The following is a 12,510-nucleotide window of genomic DNA, read 5'->3' as shown; positions in this document are numbered from 1 at the left end:
TTCTTTTTCAGTTTTCACACTTCCACTGTCCAGTTAAACGGGCCCTTCACCTTGCCAAGCTGAATATCTGTTATCGTTTCATACAGCTTTTTCGAGAGGTCCCCGATTTGCCCGTCGCCTACAATCACCGTTTTTCCATGAATATTGAGTTCACCGACAGGCGTAACGACGGCTGCCGTGCCTGTGCCAAAGACCTCTGTCAATTCTCCGCGTGCAGAGGCCGCATACACCTCATCAATCGATATTCTCTCTTCACGAACCGGAATGCCCCAGCTTCGAATCAATTCAATCGCAGACGCACGTGTAACCCCGCTTAAAATGCTTCCGCTTAAAGCAGGTGTGACAGCTTCCCCGTTTATGACGAAAAAGATGTTCATGCTCCCTACTTCTTCCACATATTTCTTTTCGATGGCGTCCAGCCACAGTACCTGGTCATAGCCCAGTTCATTCGCTTTCCGCTGTGCCTGAAGACTGGCGGCATAGTTTCCAGCCGTTTTTGCAAACCCGACTCCTCCGTTGACCGCCCGCACATACTCATCTTCGACATAGATTCTAACCGGCTTCAGCTGATCGTCGCCATAATAGGAGCCGACAGGCGAAAGCACGATCATAAATGTATAGCTCCTGGATGCCTTCACACCGAGACTCGGTTCTGTGGCAATGACAAAAGGACGAATATACAGTGACGTTCCTTTTTTCTTTGGAACCCAATCTTTCTCAAGTTCAACTAATTGCGTCAATGCCTCAAGCACCAGCTCTTCGTCTAAAGGGGGCATGCTCATGCGCTCACACGATCTGTTCAGCCGTTTGATATTTTGATCCGGACGGAACAGGAGCACCCTGCCATCCTCTGTTCTGTATGCTTTTAACCCTTCAAAAACAGCCTGGCCGTAATGAAAAACAGATGAAGACGGATCAAGCGTAAGCGGTGCGTACGGCGCAATTCTCGGATGATGCCATCCAATCCCCTCTTCGTAGTCCATCACAAACATATAATCTGTAAAATATTGTCCAAACCCCAAGGAAGACGGGTCGGGCTTTTCCTTATAATATACAGTTTTTTCTCGTTCAATAAGCTTATTCAATCTAATCAGCACACCTTTCGCATAATTGTTTAAATATTCAGTCTTTTTAAAGCTGCAAAAAGTATACAGCCTTTCCTTTAATAATACGCCGCTTCACACCTATAAATTTCAGAATATTCTTTAGGATCATCAGCTATTATACACCACATTCATTGTCAGATGAAGCTGAAATTAAAGAAAAACAGCCAGTTTTATTCTGGCTGTTTGATTTAGACCGCTAAACAAAGGACGACAATGTGGCAAATCAGCAAAATATACACTGCGAACACTAATTGCCAATTGATCTTCCGCGCCCATGCAAACACCACCATCAAAACAGGCAGCATCACAGTCCCCGCCAGCTTGTTAACCGTCAGATTCGGACTGTTCGCAACATCATAATGAATCGGCATCTGCGTCGGCAGAGAAGGGTAAAATAAATACTATTGAAAGGATGAATGCAGCAATCACTGCTCCCCACAGCACTTTTCCATTCGTCAATAAAAACATAGAACCACCATTCCCTTCTTAAAACACATTGCTTTATGAATGATATGACTGTTCTATGGTGAATTTCGTTCGGTCTCCCCGGGTAATAATTTGCGCATATTCCACCACTTCTTCATTTTTATCATAGGTAAGGGATTCTGATAAAAACGCAGGCGCTCCGACATTGGTTAATAAGTGGCCGCTGATCGTTTCATCCGTTAAAATCGGTTCGATCGATTCCGTGCCCCTGCTGATTTCAATATTGTATTTTGTCCTTAACAATTCAAACAGCGAGCCGGTGCATTCCTCCTGCACCAGCCCCGGTGCCGCCTTCCAGGGAATATATGAGGTATGATACTGCAAAGGTTCCCCCTCGGCGTATCTGACTCTGACAAGCTTGTTGACAGGTTCATTCTCTTTCATTTTCAAAAGCTCGGCAATGGAGTGATCGGCAGGAATCACAACAAGCTCAAGCACTTTTGATTCAGAACGAAGGCCTCTCATTTGTTCTGCAAAGCTCGTAATCTTATGCGGAATCGGCGTTTGTATTTTTGCCGCCGATACAAATGTCCCTTTTCCTTGAATTCTTTTAATATATCCCTCAAGCTCTAGCTGCTGCAGAGCCAGTCTCACAGTTGTTCTGCTGACATCATATTGTTCGCAAAACTCACTCTCTGTCGGCAGCTGATCATTCGCCTGATATTTGCCCGATTTAATTAACTCAATGATTTTAAACTTGATAACAGAATATAAAGCTGTCATTTCATTCTCCCCATTCTGTATGCAATCCGTTCTTTTTCATTGAGACCATAATACCATTTGCCATCCCAATATGAAAGATTTGTATCCTTCTTTTATAACAAATTTTCAGAAATTAATATTGACAGTTTAATAATGTTGGTGCTAAATTCGTAATGACAAGTATTATAAATTGGTCATAACAAATATGGTGCTTGTCTATCTCTTTGAGGGGGTGTCACATGAAGATTCTGATCGCCGAGCACTACGAAGAACTCTGTAAGTTAAGCGCTGCCATTATTAAAGAACAAATACAAGCTAAGAGAGATGCCGTTCTCGGCCTGGCAACAGGAAGCACACCGGTCGGCTTGTATAAGCAGTTGATTTCAGGCTATCAGGCAGGCGAAATTGATTTTTCAAAGGTTACTACATTTAATTTGGATGAATACGCTGGTCTCTCTCCATCTCATCCGCAAAGTTATAACCACTTTATGCATGAGCATCTATTTCAGCATATCAATATGCAACCTGATCATATTCATATCCCGCAAGGAGACAACCCGCAGCTTGAGGCGGAATGCAAAGTATACGAGGATCTCATCCGCCAAGCGCGAGGCATTGATGTCCAAATTCTCGGCATCGGCGCCAATGGCCATATCGGTTTTAATGAACCGGGATCTGATTTTGAAGACCGGACACGTGTTGTGAAGCTCTCGGAAAGCACGATACAGGCAAATGCCAGATTCTTCGGCGGCGATCCAGTGCTGGTGCCGAGACTCGCGATTTCAATGGGCATTAAAACCATCATGGAATTCAGCAAACATATTGTGCTTTTAGCAAGCGGCGAGGAAAAAGCAGACGCTATTCAAAAGATGGCTGAAGGTCCTGTCACGACAGATGTACCAGCCTCTATTCTTCAAATACACAATCATGTAACCGTTATCGCCGATTATAAAGCAGCTCAAAAATTAAAGATTGCACCATGCTCATAAAACAATAAAAGGAGACTGTCATGTTTAAAAAGGCATTTCAAATTCTGCAGCAGCTTGGCCGCGCGTTGATGACTCCGGTTGCCGTCCTGCCGGCAGCCGGTCTTTTGCTCCGTTTCGGAGACAAGGACTTACTGAACATCCCTATTATAAAGGATGCGGGCGGCGTTGTATTCGATAATCTCCCGCTGATTTTCGCCGTGGGGGTCGCGATCGGATTAGCCGGCGGAGAAGGTGTAGCCGGACTTGCCGCTGTCATCGGATACTTAATTTTAACCGTCACCCTCGACAATATGGGAAAATTACTCGGCCTTCAGCCTCCGTATGAAGGAGCCGAGCACCTGATTGATATGGGGGTTTTCGGAGGAATCATTATCGGGCTTCTCGCCGCCTATTTATATAAGCGATTTTCATCAATCGAGCTGCATCCGGTCCTTGGATTTTTCTCTGGAAAACGCTTTGTCCCGATTATTACTTCCGTCAGTTCATTGGTGATCGGTGTCATTTTCTCATTCGTTTGGCCGCTGATCCAAAACGGAATTAACGCAGCCAGCAGTTTAATTGCCGATTCAACAGTCGGCCTGTTCTTTTATGCAACGATCTATCGTTTGCTGATTCCTTTTGGCCTGCATCATATTTTTTATACGCCTTTCTATTTTATGATGGGAGAATACACAGACCCATCAACAGGCAACACCGTAACCGGCGACCTGACAAGGTTTTTCGCGGGAGACCCGACAGCCGGGCGCTTTATGATGGGGGATTTCCCTTACATGATTTTCTGTCTGCCGGCCGTTGCTCTTGCCATTATCCATACCGCGCGTCCGGAAAAGAAAAAAATGATCTCCGGCGTGATGATTTCTGCGGCGCTCACATCTATGCTGACCGGAATTACAGAACCGGTTGAGTTTTCTTTCTTGTTCGTTGCGCCCGTGCTCTATTTGATTAACTCTATTCTTGCCGGCGTCATCTTTGTCGTTTGTGATTTATTCCATGTCCGCCACGGCTATACGTTCTCAGGCGGGGGAATTGACTACGTCTTGAACTACGGACTGTCTACAAATGGCTGGGTTGTCATTCCTGTCGGGATCGTGTTTGCTTTCATTTATTATTATTTGTTCCGATTTGCGATTCTGAAATGGAATTTGAAAACGCCCGGCCGTGAGACAGATGAAGACGGTCAGAATGAGGAGAAAGCTCCAGTTGCAAAAGACCAGCTTGCCTTTCACGTGCTGCAGGCCTTGGGCGGACAGCAAAATATCGCTAACCTGGATGCATGTATCACAAGGCTTCGTGTGACCGTTCATCAGCCAAGCCAAGTCAGCAAGGATGAATTAAAACGGCTTGGTGCAGTAGGTGTGCTGGAGGTCAACAACAACTTCCAGGCAATATTCGGAACCAAGTCCGATGCCTTAAAAGACGACATCAAAACAATCATGGCCGGAGACGTCCCTGCCACCGCCGCCGCGCTGGACACGGTAACTGACAAACCGCTGAAGCCCGATTCCGGTGAGACCTTTATTTATCCGATTAAAGGAGAAACAGTCTCTTTAGGGGATGTGCCTGATCAAGTCTTTTCAGAAAAAATGATGGGCGAGGGATTTGCGATTATACCATCAGAAGGAAAAGTCGTTGCACCTGCGGACGGCGAGATCGTCTCGATTTTTCCGACAAAACACGCCATCGGCTTTATGAGCGCCGGCGGCACTGAAATCCTGATTCATGTCGGCGTTGATACCGTCAAACTGAATGGGGAAGGCTTTGAAGCACATGTCACAAGCGGACAAGCCGTCAAACAAGGCGAACTGCTTCTCACCTTTGATCTCAATTACATCAAGCAGCATGCCGCTTCAGCCATAACACCGGTTATTTTCACAAATACCTCTGAAGAAGATCTAAAGCACATTCAAATGAAGTAAAAAAGTCCCCCCTGCTGCGGGGGACTTTTTCGCCAACATAATGAAAGCGCTGTCAAAATAAAATAACTTGAAAAAAGGTGTTTGCATTTGAATCACGAATGATATGAATATGCCTACATTCTATCGTTCTAAAGGGGGATTCATTTGAAAAAATTAATCGCGTTTCAAATTTTAATCGCTTTGGCTGTCGGCGCGGTGATCGGCCACTTTTTTCCTGATTTCGGGATGGCACTGAGGCCTGTCGGAGATGGATTTATCCGCCTGATTAAAATGATTGTTGTGCCGATTGTGTTTTCTACCATTGTCATTGGAGCCGCAGGAAGCGGAAGCATGAAAAAAATGGGCAGTCTCGGCATCAAGACGATCATTTGGTTCGAAGTGATTACAACGTTGGTATTAGGGCTTGGACTTTTATTAGCGAATGTCTTAAAACCAGGTGTCGGGCTTGACCTCTCCCATTTGGCAAAAAAAGATATTCATGAACTTTCCGGCTACACAGACAAAGTTGTTGATTTCAAGCAAATGGTCCTGGATATTATCCCTACAAACATTATTGATGTCATGGCCAGAAATGATTTGCTTGCCGTTATTTTCTTCGCCATTTTATTTGGTGTCGCCGCAGCTGGTATCGGCAAAGCTTCTGAACCAGTAATGAAGTTTTTTGAATCTACAGCTCAGATTATGTTCAAGCTCACGCAAATCGTCATGGTCACTGCTCCTATCGGCGTGTTAGCCCTGATGGCTGCTTCTGTAGGCCAATATGGCATTGAACTCCTCCTCCCTATGTTTAAGCTGGTTGGCACCGTATTCCTTGGCCTGTTCCTGATCCTCTTTGTCCTCTTTCCGCTTGTCGGTCTCATCTTTCAGATTAAGTATTTCGAAGTATTGAAAATGATATGGGATCTGTTTTTAATTGCATTTTCCACCACCAGCACTGAAACCATTCTCCCTCAGCTGATGGATAGAATGGAGAAATACGGCTGTCCCAAACGAGTGGTATCATTTGTCGTTCCCTCCGGCTTGTCATTGAACTGTGACGGCTCCAGCTTATATTTATCGGTTTCTTGTATCTTTCTCGCACAGGCCTTTCAAGTAGACATGACATTGTCCCAGCAGCTGCTCATGATGCTTGTGCTTGTGATGACCAGTAAAGGCATTGCAGCTGTACCCTCAGGATCGCTTGTAGTTCTTCTGGCGACTGCCAATGCTGTAGGACTGCCGGCTGAAGGCGTTGCCATTATCGCGGGTGTTGACCGCGTCATGGACATGGCGAGAACAGGCGTGAACGTACCGGGACATGCGATCGCCTGTATCGTGGTATCAAAATGGGAAAAGGCCTTCCGCCAAAAAGAATGGGTTTCCGCAAACAGCCAAACCGAAAGCATATAGAAAAAAGAACACCTCAATCCGAGGTGTTCTTTTTTTATTCAGCAGCAGCGTGATCTTCTGTTTCAATCGCTGCCAGTCTTGCGTTTACTTCTTCTTCTGTCATATTATGCTCTTTCACATACAGGTTTCTTGGGTTCGTGCGGCATTCGTGGCTGCAGCTGCGCATATATTTATACTCATTTTCCGGTGTGCATATCATTTTTTTATTGCAAGATGGATTTGCGCAGTTCACATAACGCTCACACGGTTCTCCTGTAAAGTAGTCCTTACCGACAATCACGTGCTCGACACGGTTGACAGGCACGCTGATTCTTTCATCAAATACGTAGCACTGGCCGTCCCAAAGCTTGCCTTGCACCTCAGGATCTTTTCCGTATGTCACGATTCCGCCGTCAAGCTGTGCTACATCTTCAAAGCCTTGCTTCACCAGCCATCCCGAGAACTTTTCACAGCGCACGCCGCCTGTACAGTACGTTAAAATCTTTTTGCCTTCAAGCATATCCTTGTGTTCTTCGATCCATTCAGGTAATTCACGGAAGGCTTCGATGTCAGGACGGACCGCACCTCTGAAATGGCCAAGGTCATACTCGTAATCGTTACGCGCGTCGATGACAATTGTGTTTGGATCCTGCATCTTCTCATAAAATTCTGCAGGCTTCAAATGCTGGCCTGTTGTTTCGTTCGGATCGACATCATCTTCAAGACGAAGCGTTACAAGCTCTTTTTTATGGCGGACGAAGATTTTTTTGAAGGCATGGCCTTCTGCTTCATCAATTTTAAATACCATGTCCGCAAAACGAGGATCAGCTTTCATTGTTTCCATATATTTTTCAGTCTGTTCAACCGTACCTGATACCGTACCGTTAATTCCTTCAGAAGAAACAAGGATACGGCCTAACAAACCAAGCTCCTTACAAAAAGCCAGATGCTGCTCTCTAAACGCCTCTGGATCTTCAATCGGAACATATTTATAGTAAAGTAATACTCTGTATTGTTTTTCCATGTTTTAAACACCCTGTTCAATTATAGTTAGTTGCTATGCACACTCTTACTATATCATACAGGAAAATGCCGCAAAGATGAACAGATCCGCCCAGACTGATAAAAATATCCAAGCTCTTACAAACCTAAGCGGCACAAGGGTTTCTCACGGCACACAAGTATTTTCCATTCATTTACTAATCAATGTAGTTATCTGAAAACTATCAAACAAAAGGTGAACTCCACCTGTTATAGCACAGGGGACACCGCTCACTTGATAATGACAGATGGCGTGATATACTCCAGCCAAATGACACCGTCATATTGTTCCTTAAGGATCATCTGCTCTTCTGTGAATCCCCAATAGAGTGCTGTGCGGGGGGTATACATCCACGAAGTGCCTTTCTTGTTTTTTGTATGGAGAAAATCAACAAAAACAGCCGGTCGGTCTGCCGCTTTCAGCAAAGCTTCAAGACTTCCAGACGGCGGCGGGCTTGTAACCGGCATAACCGTCTTATTATCAGAACTATCCAGACTTGCACCTGAGTAAGCATAAATGCCAATCGTATATGTTTGTTTTTTCAGCCGCTCCGGCAAATAATCACCCATGTTAGGGCCGTTTAGCTGTACCCAGTCCTTTATCATCTTCGTATTCTGTTTGCGCAGATGGTAATTGTGGCCCCAGACAATGATTTTCTTTTTCGGATAAAGGGTGTCAGCTACCCACTGAAATTGTTCAGCCATCATGCGGTCTCTCATAAAGAATGAAAAATCCTCAATATTCTCCGGATACTCCTCTAGTTTTTCTTTCATTTCTTCCAGCATATACGTTTCCATTACGTCAATTCTCAGCTGAAGAGACCGCATAAACATCTCATAAGCTTTCGGCTCTTTTGGAAGGTTTTCTTTTAGCTCTGAAGCGTGTGTTTCAGCGAACTTGATCAGCTTCTGATAGTTTTTCACAAGCTTTTCCTTCTTTTGCGAAAATTCATCAAACGTATTGCTGTCTGTCACTAACGTTGAAAAATTATTTTCTGATTGGGAGAGCAACTCTGCTTTCTCAGGGTTCACCGCTTTTACCCATTGAGTCGCAGCATCATTGAATGAATTCTTCATGCTTTGAATATCAAAACCGGTAAGGATCAGCGGATCGCCTTTCTCTTTTTGCTCTTTCATGTAATCAAACAATTCAACGACATCTTCTGTGTGCCATACAGCGTAAATGGAGTTTTTCATCGTGCTTTTAGGGGTTAATTGGTCCATATTAAGGTAGGATGCATTTGTATCAGGAAAACCGGACTCAAAGGCCAATACATCGTATCCCAGCTCTTCGTGGAGATATTTGATCATTCTGACCTTTGTGGCGTTGATTTCACCAGCGCCGTGTGTGGTTTCTCCTAACTGAACGATTCGTTTTCCCTTCAGCACCTTCTTCAGAAAGCGAAGGTCTTTGTTTGAAGCATTGGAAGCATCCAGCGGCTGTGCATGTCGTTCAATCCATGAACCCCAATATTTTTCTTCAGAAGCAGCACGGGCAGAGGCTGAAAAAGAAGAAAACGCCAGACAAACGATCAGCAGCGGCAGGGTCATTCTCACTATCATTCGTTTCAATTCTATCTCTCCTTTTCTGCTAGGTTCTCTAGTCATTACGAGATAGATATAGAAAAAGTTTCCTTTTCCTGCCAACAAAAAAAGCTTCTCTGTTGAAAGAAGCTTTAGCTGGATTCTCTCATCACCTGATGAAAGTAAAACCGATACGTATTTCGTAAAAATGTCTCAACCGGAAGCTGCACATCCGCTTGGTATTTGCTGATGATGAATGGAAACCGCTCGATTCCTTTTTCGCGCAAATTGTTCGCTTGTTCATCATCTATTGCCTTCTCTTGCAAAACCGCTTCAACGATCGGCCAGCACACTTCTCGCACTTGCCGCAGGACGGCTTCATCTCCGGTGTTCTGATAATCTGTAATCCAGCTGATGATTTGTTTCTCCATAAGTCTCACCTTTCTTCAAAAAAAGAGGCGCTGCGTTTATGCAAGCTCCTCTTTTTACTCTTCATAACCTATCAGTTCTCCGACTTGAACTTCTTGGCCTTCTGCTAAATGGGCGGACGGCTGGAACGCGTCTTTTTCAAAAATCAAAATGACGGTTGACCCGAATGAAAAGTATCCCAGCTCTTCGCCGATCTCCAATTCAGCACGGGTGCTCGTCTGCACGATAGAATTAATATTCATCGCGCCGACAGGAATCATCAGGACATTTCGGCTGCCGCTATTCAGCTCGTACACAAACCGATAATTTTTCGACAGCACATCTTTCCCGTATTTTAAGCCTAGTTGATTTACCGGGTATGAGCGATTTCCGAGCTCGGCCAGCTTTTGATACCTGCAGCTGATCGGAGAATGGAAACGGTGATAATGCCTCGGGCTTAGATACAGCACGACGAAGTATCCGCCGTTGTATTGATGGTCTGCGCTTTTACAGCCGGTGAGTTCAGCGAATGAGTAATCTTTTCCCTTCACCGTAAAGGTTTGATTCGGGTTGATGATTCCTACCGTCTGAACCACACCGTCAACAGGGCTGACCACCGCATGCGCCTCTTTTGACACAGGGCGCCGCTCCAGATTTATTTGTCGAATAAACAATTCAGACAGCGATCCGTAATCAGCAGCCGTACCGTCCACATCATCCCAATTCAGCCGAAAATGTTTTGAGAAAAGCGGAATGACCGGTTTGCTGATTTTTGACTCGCAAAATCCTTTAATCAGATAGGATGACAGACGATGATTCGTCAGCTCTATCAATGATCGATACAGAATCTTTACAGCCGTATTAAACATGAATAATCCCTATAACCCTTCCGATTGTAATAAAAACAAAGCACCATAAAAAGGCACCGATTGCCGCAAACGCAACATACGTTTTCAGATCCATTTTGCCGATCCCCGAAAAGTAGCACGTCACATGTCTGACGCCGGGAATAAAATAACCTAAAATAAGAGAATATGGACCGTATTTCTTCATCCATTTTTCCACTTTCATCATTCTTTTTTCTTTTAAGCCGACCCACTTGCCGTACTTGTCGATAAACGGGCGTCCGGCTTTTCTGCCAATCATGTAGCTGATCAGCATACCTAACAAAGCCCCGACAAAACTAATCAATATCGAAAGCTCATAATTCAATACATCGGTATGCGTGAAATAGCCAACAACGGTCATCATCACTTCATCTGGAATCGGCAATCCTACAATTCCTAATACCAGCATCAAAAAAATAGCGAGATAACCGTAATCCGCTATGAGCTGCTGAACTAATTCCATCTCCCAGACTCCAGGTTTTCTGCCGCATGTTTTTTAAAATGAGGGAATTTTATTTTACTCACCATCAAATATGAAAGTCCGCAAGAGCCGATTGCCAGAAGGATCGGGTTATAGGTAAAGCTTAAAATAACGAGACACATGCCCGCAAACGGAATCGGCATACCGATAAACGTCGGGAGCTTGCTTTGTTCAATGTTAAATTTAGAGAGGCGAAGCATTCCGCAAATGCTGTACGTCAATGCGCATAAGATCCCGATAAATGGCAGGGTATACAACGCGACACTGTAAGCAAGCATAGCAGGAGCCACCCCAAACGTAACCAGATCGGCAAACGAATCCAGTTCTCTCCCCATATCAGAAACGGCATTCAGCTTACGAGCAGCCATCCCGTCAAAGAAATCAAGGAACATGCCTGTAAAAATAAAAAGCACTGCTGAATGAATGTTGTGATATAGCAAGGAATGAATCGCCAGCAATCCGCAAATGAAGTTTCCTATCGTAATCATACAGGGGATGTAATTCACAGTGTAACCAAACCTCCAATTGTAAAACCATCTATATTATTTGACGATAGTGATCGAATAGCGTTACAGGAAAAATTTTTCTCCAATAAGCATGATAACATAGAATGCTCCCAAAAAAAGCAGCATTCAAATTCTATTATTATACAACATTTGTTACCTTTTGAAAAATGAATGCCAATCTTTTCATGTTCCTTACTAGTTTATCCCCCCGCATAAAAAGGACAAGACGCGTTGATTGACGTACTCTGGCTGCTCCAGAGATAACAGATGTCCGGCGTTCTTTACGATTTCAGCCTGAATTCCCGGCACCAATACCGAAGCCCGCTCAAAGGCCATTTGCTGATGGTACATGACCTCGTGCTCACCGAACATCAGCAGTACCGGGACTTGTATCGATTTCAATTCCTGGTCTGTGAACACGTACGGAAAGCCGTTTTCTGTCGGCTTCAGGCTCCTTTGTTCATCCTTCCATTCCACGCCCGCCACAATTTGTCTTTGCAGTAAAGGATGCAGATCATAACTGTCGCCTGTGATCCACTTGATATATGATTCAGCTCCTCTTGCCCCTGTAAGCTCTGCAGCGTATTTATAGACATCCGGATGAAATGAAATAAACGCTTCAGCGGGACTCATAACAACCGCCCGCTCTACTCTTTCAGGCGCGCGGAGTAAGAAATTCACGATATGGGACCCGCCAAGCGAAAGGCCGGCCAGGTGTGCCGTCTCAAGTCCAAGAGAATCAAAGACATCTTTCATCCATTCTGCAAAATCAGCTCTCGTTTCCATGGCTGCTGATGGTATACTTTTATTTTTGTCTCCTATTATATCGACCGCATATGTACGAAATTGACGGCTCAACGCCGCGATATTCGGATACCACATCGCAGAGCTGAAAAGGCCCCCGTGAAGCAAAATGAGCGAAGGTGCGTCCTTTGGCCCACTTGCAATGATATGTGTTTTTCCAAAACGAGTAGAAACATAGAATGCTTCCGACTCAATCGGCCACAAAGAAAGGCTTTGATCATATGCCTGGTAAAAGCGCAGACCACTTTCAACCGCGGCAAACTGCATTGAATCTTGTATCATCTTCTTCTTT

The 12,510-nt window shown here is 44.6% G+C and carries 12 protein-coding genes and 1 pseudogene; 3 read left to right on the top strand and 10 right to left on the bottom strand.

All coding sequences use genetic code 11. From position 1 onward, the window contains the following. Positions 1-14: 14 nt before the first annotated feature. The 3 genes and pseudogenes from KXZ66_RS01365 to gamR form a co-directional block, all read right to left on the bottom strand. Positions 15-1,085, bottom strand: a complete 1,071-nt coding sequence (locus KXZ66_RS01365) for a branched-chain amino acid aminotransferase (protein ID WP_019712566.1) — start codon at positions 1,083-1,085, stop codon at positions 15-17. A gap of 209 nt (positions 1,086-1,294) precedes the next feature. Next, positions 1,295-1,574 (bottom strand): annotated as a pseudogene (locus KXZ66_RS01360) (DUF1648 domain-containing protein). A gap of 33 nt (positions 1,575-1,607) precedes the next feature. Next, the gene (gene gamR / locus KXZ66_RS01355) at positions 1,608-2,315 is read right to left on the bottom strand and encodes a transcriptional regulator GamR (RefSeq protein WP_041850654.1); all 708 of its coding nucleotides are present in this window, start codon (positions 2,313-2,315) and stop codon (positions 1,608-1,610) included. Positions 2,316-2,533: 218 nt separating this feature from the next. On the opposite strand from gamR, the gene nagB reads away from it, so the two are divergent. The 3 genes from nagB (at position 2,534) to gltP (ending at position 6,588) form a co-directional block, all read left to right on the top strand. Next, positions 2,534-3,283, top strand: a complete 750-nt coding sequence (gene nagB, locus KXZ66_RS01350) for a glucosamine-6-phosphate deaminase (RefSeq protein ID WP_163138461.1) — start codon at positions 2,534-2,536, stop codon at positions 3,281-3,283. 20 nt (positions 3,284-3,303) lie between these two features. Then, positions 3,304-5,199 carry a glucose-specific PTS transporter subunit IIBC gene (ptsG, locus tag KXZ66_RS01345; protein WP_032724820.1) on the top strand — a complete coding sequence of 632 codons (1,896 nt, stop codon included), beginning with the start codon at positions 3,304-3,306 and terminating at the stop codon, positions 5,197-5,199. Positions 5,200-5,343: 144 nt separating this feature from the next. Then, positions 5,344-6,588 carry a glutamate-aspartate/proton symporter GltP gene (gene gltP, locus KXZ66_RS01340; RefSeq protein WP_014478694.1) on the top strand — a complete coding sequence of 415 codons (1,245 nt, stop codon included), beginning with the start codon at positions 5,344-5,346 and terminating at the stop codon, positions 6,586-6,588. Positions 6,589-6,622: 34 nt separating this feature from the next. Here the strand turns inward: gltP and KXZ66_RS01335 are convergent, their stop codons facing one another. The 7 genes from KXZ66_RS01335 to cesB all read right to left on the bottom strand — a co-directional run bounded on the left by KXZ66_RS01335 (position 6,623) and on the right by cesB (position 12,500). Beyond that, positions 6,623-7,591: an oxygen-dependent tRNA uridine(34) hydroxylase TrhO gene (locus tag KXZ66_RS01335; RefSeq protein WP_003246287.1), complete on the bottom strand. Its 969-nt coding sequence runs from the start codon at positions 7,589-7,591 to the stop codon at positions 6,623-6,625. Between the two features lie 248 nt (positions 7,592-7,839). Then, complete coding sequence (locus KXZ66_RS01330; protein ID WP_038827913.1) at positions 7,840-9,180, bottom strand: erythromycin esterase family protein; 1,341 nt, start codon at positions 9,178-9,180, stop codon at positions 7,840-7,842. 104 nt (positions 9,181-9,284) lie between these two features. Further along, positions 9,285-9,563, bottom strand: coding sequence for a hypothetical protein (locus KXZ66_RS01325; RefSeq protein ID WP_021481898.1), 279 nt, complete (start codon positions 9,561-9,563; stop codon positions 9,285-9,287). A gap of 54 nt (positions 9,564-9,617) precedes the next feature. Beyond that, entirely contained in the window at positions 9,618-10,409 is a 792-nt protein-coding gene (locus KXZ66_RS01320; protein ID WP_003234858.1) for a phosphatidylserine decarboxylase, read from the bottom strand. After that, entirely contained in the window at positions 10,402-10,890 is a 489-nt protein-coding gene (locus tag KXZ66_RS01315; RefSeq protein ID WP_003234861.1) for a DedA family protein, read from the bottom strand. Before KXZ66_RS01315 ends, KXZ66_RS01320 begins: the two co-directional genes overlap by 8 nt. Then, positions 10,881-11,414 carry a CDP-diacylglycerol--serine O-phosphatidyltransferase gene (gene pssA / locus KXZ66_RS01310; RefSeq protein ID WP_031315691.1) on the bottom strand — a complete coding sequence of 178 codons (534 nt, stop codon included), beginning with the start codon at positions 11,412-11,414 and terminating at the stop codon, positions 10,881-10,883. Before pssA ends, KXZ66_RS01315 begins: the two co-directional genes overlap by 10 nt. Before the next feature lie 195 nt (positions 11,415-11,609). Beyond that, positions 11,610-12,500, bottom strand: a complete 891-nt coding sequence (gene cesB / locus KXZ66_RS01305) for an enantioselective carboxylesterase CesB (RefSeq protein WP_072175264.1) — start codon at positions 12,498-12,500, stop codon at positions 11,610-11,612. Between the last annotated feature and the right edge of the window lie 10 nt (positions 12,501-12,510).

This window comes from Bacillus sp. LJBS17, assembly GCF_019334685.1.
In the GTDB taxonomy this organism is placed as follows: Bacteria; Bacillota; Bacilli; order Bacillales; family Bacillaceae; genus Bacillus; species Bacillus subtilis.
Note: the sequence above shows the minus strand (reverse complement) of the source record. Positions and strands in the feature narration are given on the sequence as shown.